The sequence below is a fragment of the Paenibacillus sp. FSL H8-0168 genome (assembly GCF_038592955.1).
GTDB lineage: Bacteria > Bacillota > Bacilli > Paenibacillales > Paenibacillaceae > Paenibacillus > Paenibacillus polymyxa_B.
In genome coordinates, this window is sequence record NZ_CP151948.1 from 883,477 (window position 1) to 906,726 (window position 23,250).

At 46.3% G+C, this 23,250-nt stretch carries 22 protein-coding genes; 12 read left to right on the plus strand and 10 right to left on the minus strand.

Annotated features, from left to right (window positions below):
- Positions 1 to 263 precede the first annotated feature (263 nt).
- Positions 264 to 893 carry a hypothetical protein gene (locus tag MHI21_RS04045; protein ID WP_342419486.1) on the minus strand — a complete coding sequence of 210 codons (630 nt, stop codon included), beginning with the start codon at positions 891 to 893 and terminating at the stop codon, positions 264 to 266.
- A 453-nt stretch (positions 894 to 1,346) separates the two neighbouring features.
- Between MHI21_RS04045 and MHI21_RS04050 the strand changes: the two genes are divergently transcribed.
- From MHI21_RS04050 to MHI21_RS04075, 6 genes are all read left to right on the plus strand, one after another.
- A complete protein-coding gene (locus MHI21_RS04050) occupies positions 1,347 to 2,639 on the plus strand; it encodes an extracellular solute-binding protein (protein WP_069291103.1) in 1,293 nt (430 codons plus the stop codon).
- A gap of 237 nt (positions 2,640 to 2,876) precedes the next feature.
- Positions 2,877 to 3,785 (plus strand): sugar ABC transporter permease, encoded by a 909-nt coding sequence (locus tag MHI21_RS04055; protein WP_023987015.1) that lies wholly within the window; start codon positions 2,877 to 2,879, stop codon positions 3,783 to 3,785.
- 5 nt (positions 3,786 to 3,790) lie between these two features.
- Positions 3,791 to 4,630 (plus strand): carbohydrate ABC transporter permease, encoded by an 840-nt coding sequence (locus MHI21_RS04060; RefSeq protein WP_023987016.1) that lies wholly within the window; start codon positions 3,791 to 3,793, stop codon positions 4,628 to 4,630.
- Positions 4,631 to 4,743: 113 nt separating this feature from the next.
- A complete protein-coding gene (locus MHI21_RS04065) occupies positions 4,744 to 5,856 on the plus strand; it encodes a rhamnogalacturonan acetylesterase (protein ID WP_342420171.1) in 1,113 nt (370 codons plus the stop codon).
- A 72-nt stretch (positions 5,857 to 5,928) separates the two neighbouring features.
- A complete protein-coding gene (locus tag MHI21_RS04070) occupies positions 5,929 to 6,963 on the plus strand; it encodes a glycoside hydrolase family 88 protein (protein ID WP_342420172.1) in 1,035 nt (344 codons plus the stop codon).
- 53 nt (positions 6,964 to 7,016) lie between these two features.
- The gene (locus tag MHI21_RS04075; RefSeq protein WP_342419487.1) at positions 7,017 to 7,430 is read left to right on the plus strand and encodes a sensory rhodopsin transducer; all 414 of its coding nucleotides are present in this window, start codon (positions 7,017 to 7,019) and stop codon (positions 7,428 to 7,430) included.
- A 107-nt stretch (positions 7,431 to 7,537) separates the two neighbouring features.
- On the opposite strand, the gene MHI21_RS04080 is transcribed toward MHI21_RS04075, so the two are convergent.
- From MHI21_RS04080 to MHI21_RS04090, 3 genes are all read right to left on the minus strand, one after another.
- On the minus strand, positions 7,538 to 8,485 hold the full coding sequence (locus MHI21_RS04080) for a DMT family transporter (protein WP_342419488.1): 948 nt from the start codon (positions 8,483 to 8,485) through the stop codon (positions 7,538 to 7,540).
- A gap of 208 nt (positions 8,486 to 8,693) precedes the next feature.
- Positions 8,694 to 10,010, minus strand: coding sequence for a glutamate-1-semialdehyde 2,1-aminomutase (locus MHI21_RS04085; protein WP_269465967.1), 1,317 nt, complete (start codon positions 10,008 to 10,010; stop codon positions 8,694 to 8,696).
- A gap of 83 nt (positions 10,011 to 10,093) precedes the next feature.
- On the minus strand, positions 10,094 to 11,215 hold the full coding sequence (locus MHI21_RS04090; protein WP_069291107.1) for an LCP family protein: 1,122 nt from the start codon (positions 11,213 to 11,215) through the stop codon (positions 10,094 to 10,096).
- A 103-nt stretch (positions 11,216 to 11,318) separates the two neighbouring features.
- Here MHI21_RS04090 and MHI21_RS04095 point away from each other — a divergent pair, with 103 nt between their 5' ends.
- Genes MHI21_RS04095 through bcp form a run of 4 tightly spaced genes read left to right on the plus strand, consistent with a single transcriptional unit; the run spans position 11,319 to position 14,459 of the window.
- Positions 11,319 to 12,359: an ABC transporter ATP-binding protein gene (locus MHI21_RS04095; protein WP_028540997.1), complete on the plus strand. Its 1,041-nt coding sequence runs from the start codon at positions 11,319 to 11,321 to the stop codon at positions 12,357 to 12,359.
- Complete coding sequence (locus MHI21_RS04100) at positions 12,352 to 13,146, plus strand: ABC-2 family transporter protein (protein WP_053324641.1); 795 nt, start codon at positions 12,352 to 12,354, stop codon at positions 13,144 to 13,146. The genes MHI21_RS04095 and MHI21_RS04100 overlap by 8 nt, the downstream gene beginning before the upstream one ends.
- A gap of 4 nt (positions 13,147 to 13,150) precedes the next feature.
- Complete coding sequence (locus MHI21_RS04105) at positions 13,151 to 13,939, plus strand: ABC-2 family transporter protein (protein ID WP_342419489.1); 789 nt, start codon at positions 13,151 to 13,153, stop codon at positions 13,937 to 13,939.
- A 43-nt stretch (positions 13,940 to 13,982) separates the two neighbouring features.
- On the plus strand, positions 13,983 to 14,459 hold the full coding sequence (bcp, locus tag MHI21_RS04110) for a thioredoxin-dependent thiol peroxidase (protein WP_342419490.1): 477 nt from the start codon (positions 13,983 to 13,985) through the stop codon (positions 14,457 to 14,459).
- 70 nt (positions 14,460 to 14,529) lie between these two features.
- On the opposite strand, the gene MHI21_RS04115 is transcribed toward bcp, so the two are convergent.
- From MHI21_RS04115 to MHI21_RS04135, 5 genes are read right to left on the minus strand one after another with little or no spacing between them, the layout of a single operon-like run.
- Positions 14,530 to 15,645, minus strand: a complete 1,116-nt coding sequence (locus tag MHI21_RS04115) for an endospore germination permease (RefSeq protein WP_342419491.1) — start codon at positions 15,643 to 15,645, stop codon at positions 14,530 to 14,532.
- A gap of 15 nt (positions 15,646 to 15,660) precedes the next feature.
- The gene (locus tag MHI21_RS04120; RefSeq protein WP_341162272.1) at positions 15,661 to 15,897 is read right to left on the minus strand and encodes a hypothetical protein; all 237 of its coding nucleotides are present in this window, start codon (positions 15,895 to 15,897) and stop codon (positions 15,661 to 15,663) included.
- 29 nt (positions 15,898 to 15,926) lie between these two features.
- Positions 15,927 to 17,036 (minus strand): endospore germination permease, encoded by a 1,110-nt coding sequence (locus tag MHI21_RS04125; protein ID WP_341162271.1) that lies wholly within the window; start codon positions 17,034 to 17,036, stop codon positions 15,927 to 15,929.
- A 5-nt stretch (positions 17,037 to 17,041) separates the two neighbouring features.
- The gene (locus MHI21_RS04130; protein WP_341162270.1) at positions 17,042 to 18,250 is read right to left on the minus strand and encodes a Ger(x)C family spore germination protein; all 1,209 of its coding nucleotides are present in this window, start codon (positions 18,248 to 18,250) and stop codon (positions 17,042 to 17,044) included.
- Positions 18,247 to 19,788, minus strand: a complete 1,542-nt coding sequence (locus tag MHI21_RS04135) for a spore germination protein (RefSeq protein ID WP_342419492.1) — start codon at positions 19,786 to 19,788, stop codon at positions 18,247 to 18,249. Before MHI21_RS04135 ends, MHI21_RS04130 begins: the two co-directional genes overlap by 4 nt.
- 157 nt (positions 19,789 to 19,945) lie before the next feature.
- Between MHI21_RS04135 and MHI21_RS04140 the strand changes: the two genes are divergently transcribed.
- Positions 19,946 to 20,629 (plus strand): MFS transporter, encoded by a 684-nt coding sequence (locus MHI21_RS04140; RefSeq protein ID WP_342419493.1) that lies wholly within the window; start codon positions 19,946 to 19,948, stop codon positions 20,627 to 20,629.
- A gap of 115 nt (positions 20,630 to 20,744) precedes the next feature.
- On the opposite strand, the gene MHI21_RS04145 is transcribed toward MHI21_RS04140, so the two are convergent.
- A complete protein-coding gene (locus MHI21_RS04145; protein WP_342419494.1) occupies positions 20,745 to 21,401 on the minus strand; it encodes a DedA family protein in 657 nt (218 codons plus the stop codon).
- Between the two features lie 145 nt (positions 21,402 to 21,546).
- On the opposite strand from MHI21_RS04145, the gene guaA reads away from it, so the two are divergent.
- Positions 21,547 to 23,085 (plus strand): glutamine-hydrolyzing GMP synthase, encoded by a 1,539-nt coding sequence (gene guaA / locus MHI21_RS04150; RefSeq protein ID WP_342419495.1) that lies wholly within the window; start codon positions 21,547 to 21,549, stop codon positions 23,083 to 23,085.
- The last annotated feature ends 165 nt before the right edge of the window (positions 23,086 to 23,250 follow it).

Below are 23,250 nucleotides of genomic sequence, written 5' to 3' on the forward strand. Positions count from 1 at the left end.
CCCTTAAACTTTCAGGTATACATCATATTAACGTTAAAGTTTACACGTGTGACAATTTATATGCAGCTTGTTCATTAGTTGATTCTTCAAACTCAGGTTTGAAGCCCAAAGCAAGTACTACTTTCATTATAGTCTCCATAGAGGATACAGACGTTGAAGTTCCTAGTCTTGTCGCTTGGACTCGAGTGCTTTCTAAGCTACATCACGTTGTATAAGTCCAAGTTTTTTAAGCATGCGGACGATATCAAATAACAAGTCGACACTCAGATTTTATACCGTGAATTTTTTCGTTCTTGCAATACCTTCTCCCTTTGTTCTTTTGTTTTTTTTAGTAGCTCTGATTTTTCTATAAATGCTTCGTTAATACATTGTTCTAAACTATATAGCCATTTGTTTCTATAAATTAATGCTGCAAATATAAGTACCAAAGGTGCTATTATTTTAGATATTTCTTCAAGGTGTGCATCTTGTAATTTACTTAATTCAGCATTGTAATTTGTTTTCTCTTTCTTCAACTCATCACTCAAATACTGTTCTTTTTCCTCAATACTATTTATATTTTGTAGCTTTTCTTTATGCAATATAACTATGTACTCATGGGTCCAATCTATTGTTTTAGAGAACTGTTGTAGATAAAAAGTTATTGGGGATAATGCAAATGTTAATATAAAGGAAGTAATGGCTAGAATCAAGGTAAGTTGTTGAGAAAACTTTACTTGAGATGCAATACCCGCTCTCAAGTCCCTTATTTCTTCTATAGTAGCTTCATTAACCAGTTTTTTTCTAACCTTACTAAAGGTTTCAAGCGAGATGCTTCCCAGAGCCATAAAATGTCCGTTTGCACCGTACTCTAATCTGATATGTCTTCCAGCAGAACCAGCTTTGAATTTCATGTAATTCATCCTCCTTTTTATTATATATCGGTAGATTGTTAAGGAAGACAAAATGCCTAAAGCATGATATACCCATTTCCACTAATGGTTCAGAATAACGGGGGCTTATAAACGGAGTAGGTGGAATGGTGCTGTACAAGCGAAGCGGTCGCTTTTGTCCCCGGATTTCTACCTTGATCATATGCTTAATTCCAGAAATCCGGGGGCGGTGGCGATGGGAAGCACTATCCAACTGCGTAGTGGCACGATAAGAAACTTTTAAGTTCGGCTTTTATAGGTACAAGCAAGCCCCTCTGTTTTTTTAACTTAGGAAACCTGATTTGTGTATTCCAATGTTTCTCGGCTTTTGGGAAAATAACAACAGGAGCTAATGTAAACGCTGTCAAAATTGCGGAAATGCGTTGTCACTCGTGATTTGGCTCCTTTCTAGAACAGCGAAAAGGGGAGAGATAGGTGGGCAAAAAGGGATGGTTTCTGATCATAGCTATGCTGCTCGTTTTGACGACGGCATGTAGCGGAGCGGACGGCGGCAGCAATTCGGGCACAAGTGCAGACGGGAAAGTAAAGTTACGTATCGCTTGGTGGGGATCGGATACGCGTCATGAATACACGCAGAAGGTCGTTGATTTGTATAAGCAGAAAAATCCAAATGTAACGATTGATGTGGAATATGCCTCTTTTGATGACTATTGGAAAAAGCTCGCCCCGCAGGCTGCGGCTAATCAGTTGCCTGATATCGTGCAAATGGACATTTCGTACATTAGCCAATATGCGAAAAATGGTCAACTGGAGGATCTCGCGCCTTACTTGAATCAAAAAATTCAGGTCGCTGATGTGACCGAAAATGTACTCAAAACCGGCGTAATTGCCGGAAAGCAATATGGTATTCCAACCGGTGTCAATGTCCTGGGTTTCCAGTATGACCCGGCGTTGCTCAAAAAAGCGGGTATAGACAAAATCCCTGACAACTGGACATGGGATCAGTACAAAGAACTGGCTTTAAAGGCTGGTTCCAATAAAGTATACTTTGACAGCTCGATGGCTGCTGATATTTTCTTCCACTACTATTTGCGTACGCAAGGAAAGACTCTCTACAATGCGGAAGGAACAGGATTGGGGTATGACGACGATAAGCTGTTTGTTGACTTCTTCAGCGGATTGGCTGATCTGATTAAGAAGGGAGCGACCCCGCCTCCTGAAATTATGAACCAGACCAAGGGGATTCTTGAGGAATCCGATATCGTAAAAGGAACAGGCATCGGCATTTGGCAGTGGTCCAATCAGTATGTGGGCTTACAGCAGGTTGTTAACCGCCCAATGGCACTGGCTCCAATGTTTGGGCCGAATATGGAAAAAGGCGTATACATGCAGCCTACGATGTACTGGACGGTTGCTTCCCGTTCACAGGTGAAGGATGAGGCCGCAAAGTTTATTGATTTCTGGATGAATGATGTAGAAGCGAATAAATTGATTAAAGGCGAACGGGGCGTGCCGATTTCCTCCAAAATCAAGGAGGCTGTTGCGCCAGAGTTAAGCGAGCCTACGAAGCAGGTGTTTGAATTTGTAGCTTCCATGGAGCCGAAGGCTTCTCCAATGAGCCCGCCGCCACCAGTCGGATCGCCGGAAGTGATTGCGACTCTGACCGATTATATTGAGCAGGTCAATTTCGGACAGATGACGGCTGAAGACGCAGCGGCCAAATTCCGGGCTGATGCGAATACTATCCTTGCGAATAACAAGCAATAATGAGCGCAATGAGACCTTTAGGATATCTGACATCGTTTTAGCACAAGAACGACAAGATCCAAGGAACGTTTCGTTAAGTTAACCGTGCGTAGTCCAAAGCATGATTGCGCACGGTTGATTCGACGAACCAACTGCATAAGCACCCTTTGTAGATATCACAATAATATTCATATAACAACGAATTATTAACACTATAAAATTTTACCAATTCTTTAAATGCAACAGAAGGGAGGCTTGATGAGCTTGCGAAATCATCAGAGCTTGAAAGCCAATATGACCGGATATGCGTTTATCAGCCCGTTTATTGTGGGCTTTCTGGCGTTTACGTTAATTCCAATGTTTATTTCGCTGTATCTGTCCTTTACCACCTACAACCTGTTCACCCCGCCCAAATGGATTGGCCTGGGTAACTTCGAAAAAATGTTCACAGGCGACCCGAAATACTGGAATTCGATCAGGGTCACGTTTACGTATGTATTGGTCGGTGTACCGTTGCGACTGATTTTCGCGCTATTTGTGGCTATGATTTTGAATACCAAATCGCGCATGGTCGGCACCTATCGGACAATGTACTATCTGCCATCCATTATCGGAGGTAGCGTTGCGGTATCCATTATGTGGCGGAACATTTTCAGTAATAACGGCATAGTGAACAGCCTGCTTTCGACCTTAGGGGCGACTCCGGTGAAATGGTTTGGTGATCCGGATGCTTCGCTTACGATGCTGATCACCCTGTCCGTATGGCAATTTGGCTCCTCCATGCTGATTTTTCTGGCAGGTTTAAAGAACATTCCTGTTGAATTGTACGAGGCGTCCAGTGTAGATGGCGCTAAGCCAGTACGAAAATTTTTCAGTATTACGCTGCCGTTGCTTAGCCCCATTATTCTATTTAATCTGATTATGCAGACGATCAGCGCTTTTATGACCTTCGTCCCGGCTTATGTTATTTCTAAGGGTGAAGGAGGCCCGATGGATGGAACGATGTTGCATTCTCTGTATCTGTTCCGGCAGGCGTTTATGTTCAGCAACATGGGATATGCGGCAGCCATGGCCTGGGTCATGCTCATTATGATTGGGATACTGACAGCGATTTTATTTATAACCTCCAGATACTGGGTATTTTATGAAACGGAAAAGGGGCGCTGATACTGATGGCATGGAAAACGGTCAAATGGCCAATTTATCACATACTGGTTGCTGCACTGGCGCTCCTGATGCTTTATCCCGTTTTTTGGATGCTGTTCAGCTCGTTTAAAGAAAGTCGGACGATATTCGTCACGGCATCCTCGCTTTTCCCTACAGAATGGATCTGGCAAAACTATGTAACAGGTTGGAAAGGGACGACTGGCTACAACTTTGGCACGTACATTCTGAACTCGCTCACGATCGTGGTGATTTCAACGATTGGAGCTGTGCTTTCCTCCTCATTGATCGCATTTGGCTTCGCACGCTTGAAATTCAAAGGGCGTAACTTGTGGTTTGCTTTGATGATGGTGACGCTTATGCTACCAGGGGATGTGGTACTGGTACCGCAATATATTATTTTCACCAAGCTCGGTTGGATCAATACGATCTTACCGTTAGTGGTACCCTCCTTCTTCGGGATGCCGTTCTTCATCTTTCTGATGGTGCAGTTTATACGGACGATTCCAGCAGAGTTGGATGAGGCGGCGACGATTGACGGATGCGGCAAGTTCCGGCTGTATTTCAGAATTATTTTACCCTTACTTAAATCGTCGTTGGCTACAGCGGCAATCTTCTCTTTCTACTGGAAGTGGGAGGATTTGCTTGGTCCGGTACTGTATCTGAATTCGCCAGAGAAATATACCGTATCTATTGCACTCAAGATGTTCCTCGACAGCGAGTCGGCTTCCAACTGGGGAGGAATGTTCGCGATGTCTATCCTAAGCCTGCTTCCAGTTATCGCTGTATTCTTCGCATTCCAGAAGCAAATTGTAGAAGGAATGAGTACGAGTGGTTTGAAGGGGTAAGATCCAAAATCCATAGCGTGAGGACATGAAGCTTACGAGTGGAAATGGAAGGCATCCGGGATTGTACGATTGAATGGACGGGATTTGAGGGCGATGGCTGAGAGGTGAGTAAATTGTGGAAGTTTGATTTTGGTCCGGGGGAGCCTGCAGATGGCTACAAGGGAGTGTCTCCGGATTGCTTATATACAACTGAACAGGGCTATGGCTTTGAGACTACGGAGCATGTGTACGGTCGAAAAAGGCAGAGTGCAGCCAAGGATGCACGCACGCGGCTACGAAGCAGCTTTTGTATTCCACTGAACGCTGCATTTGTTGCAGATGTGCCAGACGGGATGTATCTCGTCACCGTACTGGTCGGCGATTCGCAGGCGGAAACGCTCACGCGATTCAAGGCTGGTGAAGGCAAGCACATGCTTCCCCCAGTACACACGCTGCCGGGCCAGTTCACCGAAGCACTGTTTGCGGTGCCTGTCCGGGGTGGCAAACTACGCCTCACCGTGTCAGGCACTGCGCCACGGCTCAATGCGCTGGAGATTGCGCCAGCGCCACAGACCCTCCGGCTATTCCTAGCCGGAGATTCCACGGTTACGGATCAGGACGCATTCGGCTATCCGTATACTGGCTGGGGCCAGGCTTTGCCCGCCCTGTTCAAGCATGATGTCTGCGTGGATAATCATGCCGTATCGGGACGAAGCTCCAAAAGCTTCGTGGACGAAGGAAGGCTGGATGTCATTTTGGGCGAAATAAAGGCAGGAGATTTCCTGTTCATCCAGTTCGGTCATAATGATCAGAAGCCTGATCCAGAGCGGGCTACAGAGCCTTTTACAACCTACAAGGAGCATCTTCGCCTCTACATCGACGGCGCAAGAAGCCATGGGGCAACCCCGGTACTGGTCACGCCCGTACATCGTCGCTATTTTAACGAGGATGGTACGCTATCTGACACACATGGTGACTATGTAACAGCGGTTCGTGAGCTGGCGGAAGAAGCGAATGCGCCGCTAATTGATTTGTCTGCCCGCACACAGGAGTTATATGAGCAGCTAGGTCCCGAAGAGAGTAAAGAGCTTTTTATGTGGCTACTGCCTGGTGAATACATGAACTTTTCCAGCGGCTTAGAGGATAACACGCATTTTCATGAGAATGGCGCGGTTCGTATTGCAGACATGGTGGTGGATGCTGTGAAGGAACTGGATTTGCAACCGCTGCGCATGTATTTACGTTGAAGGATGACCTTTTCATGTACGGGCGTCAAGGAGGTAACTCACGTGAAACTTACCAAAGGGGGAGACGTGGAAATGCCTGCATTGATTTTTGATGAAGAACAAGTTAAGCAGGTGATCGACCGGGTCGTAGAACGCACATTTCAAATGCACTACAGCTGGGATTGGCCGGGTGGAGTCGCCTTTTACGGAGTATGCGAAGCGTATGAAGCGACAGGGAACGAAAAGTATTTGACCAAGCTGAAAGAATGGGTTGACGAAAATATCGAGGATGGACTTCCATCTCTTTCGGTGAACGGCGTTTCTGTCGGGCACTGTTTGTTGACGCTTTATCAGGCCACAGGTGAGCAAAAATACCTTGATATTGCCATCGAGATGGCAGAATTTTTGGCCCAAAAAGCGGAGCGATTTGCCGACGGCATTTTCCAGCATACGGTGAATTCACTTCATGATGTATTTCCGCAGCAAGCATGGGTGGATACGATGTTTATGGCAGGTTATTACTTGCTGCGCATCGGTCATCTGTTGGGCAACAAGGAGTATTGGGAGGATGGGGTTCGTCAATATCACGGGCATGAAGAATTTTTGCAGGACCCGGATACGAATCTGTATTATCACGGATGGGATCATGCGAATCAAAGCCGGATGTCAGGAATATATTGGACGCGCGGCAATTCATGGGCAGCCCTCACGATGGCAAAAGCGCTGAAATTGGTGGAGGTGCAGCATCCATCTTATATGATCATCGACGGCTCGCTACGTGACCAGCTCAATGCACTGGTGCGGCTGCAATCCCCAGAAGGGCTGTGGCATACGGTGCTGAACGATGATACCTCTTATCTGGAAACCTCGGGCTCGGCAGGAATTGCGACTGCCTTGCTTATGCAAGGAAGATTGTTTAACAAATACACCCAAAAGGCGATCGACGGTATTCTTTCCCGCATTAAGGACGACGGCACAGTAACGGGGGTATCCGCTGGAACTGCTGTAATGAACGATATTGACGGCTATCGAAACGTTCCATATAAACGCATTCAGGGATGGGGTCAGGGATTGGCGCTTGCTTTTCTGGCTCAACTGTTGCGTACCAAGGAGAATCCGTACGGCTAGAAGAAGGGACATAGGGAAACGAAAGTATTCATAGGTCAAAGGAGGCCGATAGCATGGGAGATACTGAACTTTCTCAGGAGCTTTCTCATGGAAAAGTAGCTAATCAGCCGCGAGGCAGCCTATTCTGGGTTATCCCCGATGGGTATATTCCACCGGAAAGCCGGGGAGGGCTGCTCAGTCATGAGAGTATATGCGTGCTGAATTGTGGGAGCCGTGTGGCAAATCTGAGTATAGACATCTATTTTGAAGACCGCGAGCCATTGGAGGGATTGATCGAGGTGGTGGAAGGAAGACGAACCCGTCATATCCGAACAGCCTCGTTGGAGAAATCCGGCGAGCAGATTCCGGTAGGTATTCCTTACGCAATTACGGTCACTAGCGATGTGCCCATCATCGTACAGTATAGCAGATTGGACACGACACAGCCGGAATTGGCGTTAATGAGTGTCATGGCGTACCCGGTCTAGTCACGACGAGGACTAAGAAGTGAAAAAAGAAATCTCCAGGCTGGAATTGCGCAGCTGGGAGATTTCTTTTTTTGCAGGCAAATTAATGTCTATTTTTAGCCCATTTTTTATGATTTTGACGAAGTTGTTTTGATCGGCGTGAAGTTTTTTCGCCCTCCGAAATTGGTACCTAGCACGCCGATGATGATTATCACAGCCCCAACAATGTGATAGTAGGCGAGTTGCTCCTTCAAAATATAAGCACCCGCAATCATGGAAATGAGGGTGGATAAATTGCCGATCACACTCATTTTGGAGGCTTCGATCCACTTCAAGGCAAAGCTCGATAACAGCGAGGTGACGAGGGTAGACAGAATGCCCAGATAAATCAGTGCCATCCAATAACCAGGCTTCACCAGTGGAGCAGTATAGGCGCTCATGGAGCCATCTATGGCATGATATCCCAGTGCCACCACGTTAAAAACGATACATCCCAAAATAGAGGTAACGTAGGTCAATTCCATTGGGTTGTACTTTTGTGTTAAGGGTCGTGCCAGCACATTATAGCCGGATAGGCATATCGCAGAAAGCACGAGCAGAAGAATACCGCCATAGCTATTGGATGCTAGCGGTGCTCCGCTTTTCATCACAAATATAAAAACCACGCCAAAGACAGAGAGCAGTAAGGAAATTTTTTGGACTACCGTTGTACGCTCTTTAATAAAATAGGAAGCTAACAGCAGCGTAAAAATGGGAACGGTTGCTTGGATAATTCCACCTTCCGATGAAGAAGTGCTCATCAGCCCGAAGGCTTGTAGTGGAAAATACACTAATGGCGAGAGCAGCGCCAGTGGTAAAATGCGCAAAATGTCACGCATCTTGATGTTGATCTTGATCCAACCGAGCAACACGGGAATGGTCAAAGCGATAAATGACAGCGCAAAGCGATGGGCAATCACATCCAGCGGGCTTGCCTCTGTGACTGTCAATTTTACAAATAAAAATGAAAATCCAAGTATAGCTGCATAGCTGAGAGCTGCCAGATAGGCGGCTCCATTTCTGGAACGACTGTGCATAATAAACCTCCGTAATCATGACCTTAACCTGTTGTTCTCTCAATATACCCGGATGGCACAACCTGATACAATCCATAAAATCTGCAACTGTACGGGTACAGTTGTGAAATGGAAAAAAGCCGGAACGAAGTCCCAGAGGTCGAATACCCTTCCCTAAGACTACTTCCAGCTCTTATCATAATTCATATTTTATCACTTACTGCTGGGTTTACTTCCCTTGTGACATCGCCCGGAACGAATCGTCCGCCGCTTCCAGCGTAGCATCCACATCTTCGTCCGTATGCGCTGTTGTGAGGAACCAAGCTTCGTACTTGGATGGTGCCAGATGAATACCGCGATCCAGCATGTGACGGAAGAAGGATGCGAATGCTTCGCTATCCGTATCCTGCGCCTGTGCGTAATTCGTGATCGGATGATCACAGAAATGCGTCGAGAAGGCTCCACGAATACGGTTGATCGTCAATGGCACGCCGTAGCGTTCGGCAGAGGACTGGATACCGTCAGTCAGCCTCACAGCCAGACGTTCCATCTCTTCGTACACGCCTTCCCCTTGAAGGACTTCAAGGCAGGCGATGCCTGACGAGATGGACGCCGGGTTGCCGGCCATCGTACCCGCCTGATAAGCCGGGCCGAGTGGGGCAACCTGCTCCATGATGTGCTTGCTGCCGCCGTAGGCACCAATCGGCAGACCACCACCCATGATTTTGCCCAGCGCGGTCAAATCTGGCTGAATCGCATCATGGTTGTCCAAACCTGCATACGTTTGGGTGGAACCGAAGTGGAATCGGAATGCGGTAATGACCTCGTCATAAATGACGAGTGAGCCGTTCGCACGCGCCATCGAGCAGAGCCCTTCCAGATAGCCTGGCTGCGGCATAACCATGCCGAAATTACCGACAATCGGCTCAACCATGACTGCCGCCACATCGTCGCTCCAACGCTCCAAGGCTTGGCGCAACGCGTCGAGATCATTGAATGGCACGGTAATAACCTCGCTCGCAATGTTGGTCGTAATGCCTGCGCTGTCCGGTATGCCCAGTGTGGAAGGACCGGAGCCTGCGGCTACAAGTACCAGATCCGAGTGACCGTGGTAGCAGCCGGCGAATTTGATGATCTTGTTCCGCCCAGTATAGGCCCGTGCCACACGAATCGTCGTCATAACCGCTTCTGTGCCAGAATTCACAAACCGGACCTTGTCCATGGAGGGAATTGCTTCCTTCAGCATCTTGGCCAGTTTAATTTCCAAGACTGTTGAGGTTCCGTACAATACGCCGTTCGCAGCCGCTTCGCTGATGGCCTTGGTAATATGGGGATGGGCGTGTCCGGTAATAATAGGGCCATAAGCCGCCAAATAGTCGATATATCGATTATCATCCTCATCCCAGAAATGAGCACCTTTAGCGCGTTTCATGAATACTGGAGCGCCGCCGCCCACAGCTTTAAAGGAGCGTGAAGGGCTGTTAACGCCCCCGACAATATGCTCCAGGGCTTCTTTATATAGTGCTTCGGAGTTTTCCCGTTTCATCATCAAAAACTTCCTTTCCGTTCATTAAAATAGGGTATACACACGCCAAAGGGCAGCGTTCACGGCTGCCCCTGCATACATCATTATAGCTCTTTTTGACCTGTCTTTGTTGTTGATTGTGTGGAAGCATCCTCATTACTGGTTTTACTGCCCCCTGTAAAAGAAGCTTTATCCTTCTTGGTAGACGATGCACTGTCTGGCTGTTTCGTTTCGTTCTGATCCTTGTTTTGTTCCTGTGTTTGTGTGGGTGGATTATTAAATATATCCTGCACATACGTTTTCAGTTCTTCCGGATCGCGGACAGTAAGAACTGCCGCGCCGCCCACATTCTCTTCTCCGAGCATCTTCATCGGTGGAACCTGTTCGCTGCCTGCAAAGTTGCTTTGGTACCCCACATTTGCCAGCTTCCACATATCGTTAACACTGAGATTCGTGTCGATGTACGGGTTAACCTGCTCTAAAATATTCGGCAAGTTAGCGATGGAAGTCGTGGTCTGCATTTTCTGGGCTACGGCTTCCAAGAATGCCCGTTGCCGTCCTGATCGGGAGAAGTCGGACATTGCATCGTGGCGGAACCGCACATATTGAAGCGCCGTATTGCCATCTAGATGCTGCATGCCCTTTTTCAAATCAATATCGTACTGATGTTTATCCGCATTACTTGTATAATGCATATCCTTTTCCACTTCAAAATCAATCCCGCCTACGGCATCCACCAGTTTGATAAAGCCCTGGAAATCCGTGTACACATAATATTGCACCGGGATGCCTAACAGGTCGCCAGCCGTCTTCATGGCCGTGTTGGGTCCGTGAGTAATGGCAGTGTTAATTCGATTTTTTCCATAGCCGGGAATATCCACGTACGTATCACGCAAAATAGAGAACAGGTGGATTTTTTTCTTAACGGGGTCCAGTGATACAACCATCATGCTGTCTGATCGGGGGACTTCCCCTTTCTGGATACCGCGCCCATCGACACCCATCAGTAAAATGTTAACCATATCGGTACCTTCCCACTTGGGTGGTTCTGGCGTACGAACCTGATCGACCTGCTTTACATTTTTGAAGGGGGAGTTAGCGCCCTCTTTATGCAGATTATCCAGCTGATTATAAATGGATGTAAAATAGTACACGGCAAAGCCGACAATCGCGACGATTACCACGGCTAGAACCGACCATATCGTCCTTTTGGTTCTGCTTGTCATGGATGCTCTCCCTTTCGCTTTTCAGTTCATTACATTATAATTTCTTTTTGGAGCACAATCAATTTAACTATGGATTTTACAAATCCTGATTGAGAGGTATAACATGCTGGCAATTGATGTGCAGGATCTGCGCAAAACATTCAAGGTTCAAAAAAATCGCGAGGGCTTAAAGGGTGCCTTCCTTGATTTATTCGCCCGCGAATACAACGAGGTAGCCGCGGTCAAAGATATATCTTTCCGTATTCCGCAAGGAGAAATATGCGGTTATATCGGTGAGAACGGCGCCGGAAAGTCCACCACGATTAAGATGCTGACAGGCATTCTCGTGCCGACATCGGGACATCTCAAGGTGGGCGGTTATGTCCCCTATGAGGAACGCGAGAAATTTGTAGGCAACATTGGCGTTGTTTTCGGTCAGCGCAGTCAACTTTGGTGGGACATCGGTGTGATCGAGTCTTTTCAACTACTGCGGAAAGTATATCAGGTTCCGGCTACCGACTTCAAACGTAGGCTGGATGAGCTGGTAGAGAGGCTGCAATTGCAGGATCTGCTAAGCCGCCCGGTACGCAAGCTTAGTCTCGGGCAAAGGATGCGCTGTGAGCTGGTAGCTGCCTTGCTGCACAATCCGTCTATTGTTTTTCTGGACGAGCCGACCATTGGGCTTGATATTATGGTGAAATCCGAAATTCGTGAGTTTCTGAAGGACATGAACCGGGATCACGGTACGACTATTTTGCTGACGACCCATGATTTGCAGGATATTGAAGCGCTGTGCTCGCGCGTCATTATGCTGGATGATGGAAATATCATTTATGATGGTGGTCTGGAGGATCTGAAGGCGCGTTGGGGTACAGGTCGAGAAGTACGGTTCCAGTTTGGCACATCGACCCAATTGGAGCAATTACAGGCATGGACTGCTGATATGCCACTGGCTTGGACGATGGATAATGATTTGGCTGCCAAAGTATGGATTCCTCTTCATATTAATGTATCGGATGTGCTCGCTTGCGTAGTCGGTCGCACGGACATTACGGATATCAAAATCATTGAAACCAATACGGATGATATCGTCCGCAGTATCTATCAGTCTGGTTCGGCTGAACGCCAGGGCAATCCGATAGTGGAGGCCAAAGTTCATGCTTAGCGTATACACCGATTTTATTCGTATCCGATTTCTCACGATGCTTGCGTATCGTGTGAACTATTATTCAGGAATCCTTATTTATTGCATGAATATTGGCGTGTATTATTTCACATACAAAGCGATATATGGCGATGCGGGTAGCATTGGAGGCTTTACCGCTGCTCAGATGACGACGTACGTAGCAGTATCGTGGATGGCGAGAGCCTTTTATTTTAACAATCTGGATCGTGAGATCTCGACGGATATACGTGATGGAAGCATTGCAATTCAGATGATCCGACCTTATAACTATGTACTTGTTAAATTTATGCAAGGACTCGGCGAGGGTATGTTCCGTTTTCTGCTGTTTATGATTCCAGGCATGGCGATTGCGATGCTGCTATTTCCGGTGAAGCTTCCCACGGATCCGGTAGCCTGGGTTGGTTTTCTGGTCATGCTGTTTTTTAGCTTTATGATCAACACTCAGATTAATATTATTACGGGATTAACGGCCTTTTTTATCGAAAATAATGAGGGCATGATGCGTATGAAGCGCGTAGTTGTAGATCTGTTTTCTGGGTTGATTTTGCCAATTAGTTTGTTTCCAGGCTGGCTGGCGACGATCGCCCAATGGATGCCGTTTCAGGCGATAACCTATTTGCCGGGTTCTGTATTTACGGGACGTGTAAAAGGCGTTGGCATCTGGAATGTACTGGGTATCCAAATCATTTGGCTGGTCGTTCTGCTCGTGCCGATGATCATCATTTGGCGACTGGCGCGCAGGCGTCTGTTCGTGCAGGGAGGGTAAGCCGATGATGTACTATTTGGGTCTCATTAGCGAATATTTGAAAAATTACATGAAGTCACGGCTCACCTATCGGGCCGACTTTTGGGTAGAAGTTATTTCAGACCTGCTGTTTCAGGCCACGAATCTTATTTTTATCCTGGTTATTTTTATGCATACAGACAGTTTGGGGGGCTGGAGTGAAAATGAAGTCGTGTTCGTTTATGGATTTTTCATGGTTCCTTACGGACTATTCAGCTGTTTTGTGAATCTTTGGAACTTTAGCGAACGTTATATTGTGAAAGGTGAGCTCGACCGGGTAATGACTCGTCCTGCATATAATCTGTTCCAGATTTTCCTTGAAAATGTGGACCCGCCCGCGCTGGTGGGCTCAGTGATCGGTCTGATTATTATGGGGATCAGCGGGGCACAGATGGATTTGGCTATGGAGTGGTGGTTCGTACCAGCGCTGATCATTTTGAGCCTAAGTGCCGTGGCAATCTATACGGGCATATACACCATCTTGACTTCTCTTTCGTTCTTTTCGGATGCGCCTACAGGAATTATCCCGCTCATGTACAATATTCAGGGCTACGGACGTTATCCAGTAACGATCTATAACCGTGCCATTCAGGTTGTGCTGACTTGGATACTGCCTTTTGCTTTTGTTGGCGTATATCCAGCCTCCCTGTTCCTTCACCGAGAGGACATGCGCCATATGGCGCTCTTAACTCCTGTGATGGGGATTGTCTTTCTGACCTTGGGCTTACTGGCATGGAACTGGGGGATTCGCCGTTACAGGGGCGCAGGCTCATAAGGGCGGATCACATAAGAACCCCCACAAGAAAGGAGATGATGAGATGTCCACGATATTTACCGTTATTGGGCAAGAGGCACCGGATTTTGAATTGCCTGGGAGTGAAGGAAAGAGTGTCAAGCTGTCTGATTATCGAGGCAGTAGGGTGTTGCTGTATTTCTATCCCAAGGATTTGACCTCTAGCTGCTCGACCCAGGCTTGTGATTTTCGGGATAAACATACGGAGTTTGAAGGTTTGAACACGGTGATTCTGGGGATTAGCCCAGATCCACTCAAGCAGCATGACAAGTTTATTGCAAAGTATGGACTCCCTTTTCAGTTGTTATCTGATGAAGAGCATCAGGTCGCTGAGACGTATGGTGTATGGCAGCAAAAACAGATGTACGGCAAGCAGTACATGGGTATTGTTCGGTCTACGTTCCTTGTTGATGAAAATGGCATTTTAGTTCATGAATGGCGTGGTTTAAGAGTGAAAGGGCATATTGATGCTGCGCTGGCATACATTCAGGATATGGCGTAAGTGAAGAATACAAGAAAACCTTTTGAAATCGGATTATGCTTTTTTAAGCATCGGTTTCAAAAGGTTTTTGTTAATTTTTAGATGCGTTTTGTCGATGCTTCCACTTTTGCTTGCAGAGATAAACACCCCATAAAACAAGCGGAATGATCAAGCCGTTGGTATAATGCCAAGTAGACATGGGATAAACAAGAGTTCTTACATAATAAAACACATTTGGGGTTATCAAAATGGTCATGCCAAACACAAGCCCTCCTGCGGGGATGACAAAGGGACGGATATTAGAAATTCGGAATAGCTGAGTTGTTCCGAAAGTAAACGCGTAAAAGAAAATGACTCCCTTGAAAAAAGCGGCCAGTGCCCAGGTTAATGAGACAAGCGACTCAATGCGTGTAATATAATTCAGCTCATTGATTTTTGTTGTAAGTGCAGAAGAAATGTATGGACTGTAGTTGGTCACAAAGGGCCCAATGATAAGGAGGGAGAGCAGTAAAAAGAGGGTAATCAGCACTCCGCCTAAGAGAGATGCCAGCAGCATATCTCTTTTAAAGTGGCCTCTTTTGTTTACAAAAGGAAATACCATGAGCATGATAGACATGCCGGCAAAAGGCATTCCCGCGCCTGGAACCATCCCTTTAGCAACAGGAGCCAGCCCGTTTTCCAAAACAGGCCGTACATTAGAAAGCTGAATTTGTGGTAGGAGTGCCAAGATCAGACCACAGAAGATGAGTACATACACAGGTAGCAACATCTCGCTAACCCGACTAAAGGCTTCAATTCCCGCTAGCGCAGTAAGCACCAGTAGTGAAACTTCCATCGCCAGTAGAACGCTCAAAGGGGTTTCTTCAAATAATTGTGTATTCAGAAAATCTCCTACCTCTCTCGCATTAAGGGCGGTACCCATAAAAAAATAAAACAGATACCAGCAGGAAACAATAGACCCGAACACAGATCCCAAAATTTTGCGGATGGCTTCAATAAGCGAAAGATTCGGGTAGAGCTCATGAACGCGAATAAGTACATAAATGATAACTAAGCCCAACGGGATAGATAATATAGAGCTGATCCAGGCATCCTGCTGAGCAATATGTGTAATGATAGTCGGATAGATTAAGAGCATATCCCCGATTAAACTCAGGAACATCAGGACAGTCACTTGCCGAACGCTAATACGTGCTTTTTTTAACATGTGGCTGCCTCCTTTCTAAAAACCAAATATATTTGACACAAAAGCGTTAACAGGGTTATAGATGATTTCAATCAGAACCAGCGGGCTTGGCGTAACCTCTGATTTGGCCGCAAGGACACTAAGCCATGTGCCTAATCCGAGCATAATGATGTACACGAACATATCCTTAAAGCGATGTTTTCGGTACAAGCCTGGCAAATCTTTGGCAGCAATGGCTAGACCGATACAGATAATGACAGTGGTGATCAGCATATGTATGCTCCTTCCATTAAGGGTGAGGGTCAACCAGGTCCCAGGCTATGATTTCCTTTTGTTCTAAACTTGTATACGACAAGCAGCAGCAAAGGAAGGACAATGGAATCAGTCAAATCCCAGTAAATCCAGGCATGGACGATCGTATCCAGATAATAAGTAATGTTGGGTGCCGACACGATAATCAAGCCAAATAGAATCATGAAGCTGGGGCCAAGAAAGCTCCTTACATTGTCCAGTCTTAGCAGTTGAGTCATACCCAGTGTAAAGGCATAGAAGTGTAAAATGGTTTTAACAAAAGTAGTGATAATCCAGGCTGTGCTCATCATGGATTCAACCCTCTGTAAGAAGTTTCCTATGTTAATTTTTTTAGAAAGCGTGTAAGAGGTGTACACGCTGTTTTCGGTTACAAAAGGGCCTAAAACCATGAGAGAAACCAGAAGTAGTACGCTTAACAGAACGCTAGCAGTAAGGCCGGCTAATAAAATTGATTTTTTTAGACCCGGTTTTTTGCTCACATAGGGGAAAATCATGAGTAAAAAAGCTAATTCTCCGAATGGGTAGGAGAGCGCAAATATGCTGCCTTCCATAATCTTAGGAATACCTTGCTCCATAATAGGCTTAAGCTGCTGACTTTCACATTGGGGAAGCAAGCACAGGATTAAAAATAATGTAAAAACCAGGCACAGAGGAAATAACATTTGAGCAGTACGTGCAATAGGCTCCAGCCCCATATATATCCCCCACATAAGCACAAGGATTAAGAGTAAATTGATAACGGGAAGAGGTGTCATCACATAGGTCTGGCTGTTCATAAAATCTCCAACTTCTCTTAAATAAATCGCTGAATTCATCATTAAATGGAACAAATACCATATTGAGATGAGGGCGCCTAGCCACGGACCCAAAATTCGCTGGCAGAGCTGAATAAAGGTAAGTTCAGGGTATAGCTGGTGTACCCGCAGGAGCAGCAGCAGTACAGCTAGTCCTGCGGGGATGCTTAGAAATGAGCTGATCCAGGCATCCTGCTTGGATATGCTAGTAATGAGGGAGGGATACACCAATACGCAGTCTCCGATAATACTCAAAAATACGAGTACGGCTATATTTGTAATGCTGATACGCCCTTTCTCCTCCACACAGCTCACTCCTTCATTTCTTTTTGGAACGATTCAAACAAAGAACCAATTTTTTTGATCGTAGTCTTTGCCTTATATTCAATCTGTAAGTCCATAAATGGATTTTCTTTTTCTTCTTTTAATCTTTTCCAAAGCTCTGGTTTGGACTGGTGGATCAGCTGACCAAAGCCGAAAATGTCTGATTTAAACTCACGACGAACAGTCTCTACGGAATGCTTCATAATTTCAACGATTTTTTCATTGCTTGCGGCCTCAATTTCTTTAATATCAGCCATACTGCTTAATTTCATATGCTTACAATTGACCTCTCGTACAGTGCTGTCGTTGGTAACAGATATGGAGATAACAGGTTCTCCATCGCGAATGATCACTTTTTTTTGGGTTTCGCTGTTCAAGGCTAATAAGGCGATATTCCCCCCTCCCTGACAGTCGACGTGTCCTGTAGTTGATTCCACTGTATTCCGAATGTAATTGAACCCTTTGCTGTCTTGTTCATTGATCCAGCCCAGCAAGCGGTCTTTTTTTAAGACACCGATACCGGAGAACCTCAGTATGGTTCCAGGAGATATGCTTTTGGTGTTATCTATACCTTTTTCATTAGACGATTCTATATCTCCCAAAGCTTCCAAAGCGGGCAGAGTGGACTGGATGTCAGGATTAGCCAAGTCGCTCAGCAGTTGATCCATGGTTACTTTGGTGGCAGGAGCCCATGTTTTGGTTAACGTATCCAATGAAGCGAACATTTTATTGGCCGGTAACTTTTCAAGTGGAGTGGGGATCTTTAACATCGTGGAAGCCTTGTTATCTTTGGCTATCGCAATATAAAAGTCACTTCTAGTAAAAGGCTCTCGCATCAAGGCTTCAATCGCATCAGAAATTCCTCTTCTCGCATACTCTTCACCTAAAATCAGCATACGAATATGAGATAAATAGATGGAGCGCGGGCTTGTATCCGTCATTTTTTGAATAGCCTCATGAATCGTGGGCGCAGTTGCCTGATAAGTAACGACCGGAGAGCCTGCACTTGGTGAGGACTTGGAAGCTACTGCAGAAGGAATGACCACCTGAGCCGTCACCTCATACTGGTCTCCTGCCATATCCACTCCGATCCCAATAGCGATGCCCAACTCGTTTAATTCTGTTCGATCCCAGCATCCACCCAATAGTAAAGCAATCAGCCCCCAGACGATGAGCAAATGTATGGTCTGCTTCATGGTTGATCCCTTCTGGTATTTGGTTTATGGCTAATCCGTCTTTTTTTCGTTTTTTGGCGGATCGTATTTTGGATAGAAATGGATTGAGGCCGTGTCGTCATGCGAGGCCAAGGTAGGCGAAACAGTGTATCTTTCATATCGCTTTCCACATAGGGACCAAACGGGCTCATATAAGATACTCCAAACGATCGCAGACTGGTTAAGTGCAGTAAAAGCACGATTAAACCCATCAATATTCCAAGAAGCCCGAAGGCTGCGGCTAGCATCATTAAGGCGAAGCGTATAATACGAACCGCTATCGACAGGCCGTTTTCTGGAATAACATAGCTGGAGATGGCGGTGATTGACACGATAATGACCATAGCCGCCGAGACAACCCCCGCATCCACGGCTGCTTGCCCAATGACCAGTGTGCCTACAATAGATACAGCCTGTCCGACTGTCCTCGGAATTCTGACTCCTGCTTCACGCAAAATTTCATAAGTAATTTCCATGAGCATCGCCTCGACAAAGGCTGGAAACGGTACGCCTTCCCTTTGTGCTGCGAGACTGACCAATAAGTTTGTAGGAATCATCTCTTGATGAAAGGTAGTTACCGCAATATAAACTGCTGGTGCAAGCAAAGCGATAAAAAAGGAAAAGAAACGCAGCAAACGCAGCAAAGTGCTGATGTCAGCACGCTGGTAATAGTCCTCCGCCGACTGGAAAAATTGAACGAACAATGCGGGTATCAACAGTACAAAGGGGGTCCCGTCCACCAAGATAGCGATTCGGCCCTCCAGTAGGCTGGCAGCGACCGAATCCGGGCGCTCGCTGTTATAAATGGTGGGAAACGGGGTGAAGGTTTCATCCTGAATTTCCTCCTCGATGTAACCCCCTTCCAAAATCCCGTCAATATCAATTCGGTCCAGACGTTCTCTCAGTTCCTGAATAACTCCTTCGTCAGCAATCCCTTTGACATACATCACGGCCACATTGGTATGAGTCACTTGACCGATCTGTCTTGTTTCCATCCAGAGACGCGGATCGCGGATTCGCCTACGAATTAGGGCGGTATTGGTACGCAAATTTTCGGTAAAAGCCTCCATTGGACCCCGTACGACACTTTGGGATTGGGGTTCGCTGACATTGCGATCCTCCCAACCGACCGCATCAATCCATATGCCCTTTGCGTATCCGTCCAGCAAAATGATAATACCGCCAGATAGCATCTGGTTGAATAAGGCATCCATTTCGTCCACACTACCTGAGTTACCTGCAATCAAAACTTGATCCTTTAAATAGTCGAACGGTTCCGCACCCTCCGGTACATGATGCTCGTTTACCCGCATTAATGAACGCAGAACGGAATCATGGAGCAATTGAGTGTTAATCAGACCATCGATATAGAACAAAGCTGCTGGCCATTTTTGCATCCATAATAGCTCTTTAATGATTATATCTCCGCTGTTTCCAAAGGAGCTTTCAATATGGTTTACATTATCCCTCAAGTTAGAGGACACATGAGTAAGTGGACAACTTTTATTCTGATTTGGCATACGTAAAATCCTCCGATATTGGAGTTTGTTGGCTTAGTATGCTCTGAATATATGAATTTATGCCTTGACGATTATAGAGCGATTTTCATAAATTAGATACATAACTAATTAGATTTATGTATAATAAATAAATCCTAAGTATCGGAGTTGATTTAAAATGGTAGATAGGCAATACAGGAAGTTATTTGCCGCAGGTATCATTAACGGAATGGGAGACCGATTCTGTCAGATCGCTTTGTTGGCTTTAATTTATCGGCTTACCGGTTCGGGATTCAGTGTGGGTATCATGCTGGGATTGCGGGTGATTCCTTTTTTAGTCCTGTCACCTGTGGCGGGCGTGCTTATTACCCGCATATCCCGGCGTATGCTTATGATGACCACGGATCTTTTCAGAGGCTTGGCAGCCCTTGCCTTTTTAAGTGTTCATAGTCCTGAGGACATATGGATCATTTATGGAGTCAGTACCCTGCTAGCCTGCGGAGAAGCTTTGTATGCTCCTGCTCGTAAATCATCCATTCCGCTGCTTGTTCATCCCTCCGAATTATTGAAGGTGAACAGTCTTGAGCAGGTGATGAGCGGGCTGGTGCTGGTCGTTGGTGCTGCTGCCGGAGGCATCATATCTGCTCTCTTTGGACCACAAGCTGCATTTATATTGAACGCAGCAAGTTTTTTTGCCGCAGGTCTGATCGTTCGCAATATTGCATTTCCACCTGTCATGAAGGAGAAAATAAGCAGGGCGGGAGACCCCATTGTATTTACAGGGTCCATTGTTGGGCATGCTGACGGCGTGGAGCCAAGGTATCATCGGACTGTCTATGTTTGGAGCAGGGGTGGCGATTGAAATGATGGAGCCGCGTATGTTGGGTTTGGTTGGAGGCGCGGGATTTGTGGTGATATCTATCGTGATTTCGATGTATTATGCAAGGATTCGTAGCCGTAAGGCAGCAGGAGTTTGACTACTTCAAGTCATCCTTGTTGCTGGTTTTCACCGATTTTTCGGATTTGCGTAGCGAGCTAAACAGGAAGCTTCTCCACCGGTAAATAATATACAGCAGGATTATGAACCCGACGACTCCCGCAATTCGCAGCGCATACAGCTCTACCAAATGGAAAATGGCATCCCATTGGGGACCAAATAGCTTGCCGATGCTTAGAAAGAGGATGACCCAGAATAAAGCGCCGCTGTAAGCATACATGACAAATTTACGGAAAGAAAGAGCAATAATCCCGGCAAAATAACCGGTAAAATGCCTGACACCGGGGATAAAATATCCAAGGAAGATAAGCCAGTATCCATATCGTTGGAACCATTTTTGTGTTTTCTGAAGCTTGTCCGGCGATAACAAAACCCATTTACCGTATTTCTGAATAAAGGGGAGTCCAGCCCATCTTCCAATAAAGTAGGTAATAGTCATACCGAGGGTTGTGCCCAGAAAAGCTAGTAGCACCAGTTTACCGAAATCCAAGGTACCGGCATAGGAGAGATATCCCGCATAAGCCATTGTGGTTTCCCCGGGAAATGGTAAAGCAATAAACTCAAGCAGCAAGCCGAAAAAAAGGACGCCGTAGCCGTATTCTTCGAACAATTGCGCGATCCACTTCAGCACATCCATCGTTTACACTCCTACGAACAGATTGAGTATTTTAGAATCAATTCATTTTAACAATCTTTTCATGCCCACTCAACTCCGGTTGATTTCTTGACGTCTTGTTTTATCGTTGCGTATAATGAAACGAACAATTGAGGGAGGCACGGTAATGAATAAGCCTAATGAAATCGTTGTAGTTCTTGATTTTGGAGGACAATACAACCAGTTAATCGCAAGAAGAATTCGGGATCTCGGCGTATATAGCGAGCTCCTTCCATACAATACGCCTGCGGAGAAGCTGAGAGAGCTGGCGCCAAAAGGGATTGTTTTCTCAGGCGGACCTTCCAGCGTATATACAGACAATGCTCCTCAGGTGGATCGGGCAATTTATGATCTTGGCATCCCTATCTTTGGTATTTGTTATGGCATGCAGCTGATGGCTCACCAACTGGATGGTAAGGTAGAACGTGCGGGCAAGCGTGAGTATGGCAAAGCAGATGTGCAATTCAATCAGGATGCCCGCTTGGCTAAAGGATTGGATTCTCGTCAAACCGTATGGATGAGCCATGGGGATCACGTTACAGATCTGCCGACTGGCTTTACACTGGATGCAGGAACAGAGAGTGCACCGATTGCCGCGATGAGTAACCTGGAGCGGAATCTGTATGCGGTGCAATTCCATCCAGAGGTACGTCATTCCGTTCAAGGTAACAAGATGATCAGCAACTTCCTTTATGAAGTGTGCGGTTGTGAAGGCAACTGGACCATGGAGTCGTTCATTGAAGATCAGATTCGTGAGATTCGTCAACAGGTAGGCGACAAGAAAGTATTGTGTGCCTTAAGCGGTGGCGTGGATTCTTCCGTTGTAGCGATGCTCATTCACAAAGCGATCGGTGACCAACTGACGTGTATGTTCATTGACCATGGATTGCTGCGCAAAGGTGAAGCCGAGAGTGTAATGGAGACGTTCGTTGGTAAATTTGATATGAAAGTTGTCAAAATTGACGCACGTGAGCGCTTCTTGTCCAAGCTGGCAGGAGTCGATGATCCAGAACAAAAACGTAAAATCATCGGTAACGAGTTTATCTATGTGTTCGAGGAAGAATCTTCTCAATTTGACGATTTTACTTTCCTGGCACAAGGTACGCTGTATACGGATATTGTAGAGAGCGGAACAGCAACGGCACAGACCATTAAATCTCATCATAATGTGGGTGGTTTGCCGGAGAACATGAAGTTCAAGCTGATCGAGCCGTTGAATGCCCTGTTCAAGGACGAAGTGCGTAAAGTCGGCGAAGAATGTGGATTGCCAGCTGAGATTGTATGGCGTCAACCATTCCCAGGTCCGGGTCTTGCCATTCGTGTGCTGGGCGAAGTGACAGAGGACAAGCTAACGATTGTTCGTGAGTCGGATTACATTTTGCGCGAGGAGATTGCTAAAGCCGGTCTGGACCGGGAAATCTGGCAATACTTCACCGCTTTGCCGAATATGAAGAGTGTTGGCGTTATGGGCGATGCTCGTACGTATTCTTACACTGTAGGTATTCGTGCAGTAACCTCCATCGACGGTATGACCGCCGACTGGGCACGTATCCCTTGGGATGTGCTGGAGAAAATTTCGGTACGTATCGTAAACGAAGTGGATAACGTGAATCGTATCGTGTACGATATCACCTCCAAACCACCAGCAACGATTGAGTGGGAATAAACGCGGGAACTCCCGCCCTGTAATCACAAACCTTTTGAGATTCACCAATACAACATCAGGACTCCTCCGCATCGGCCGAAATATCGCTGTGCGGCAGGAGTCTTTTTTATGGATTCAAGGTCGAACATCTGCTCCCACTCCAAAATGAGAGCGGGGAAGAGAGTA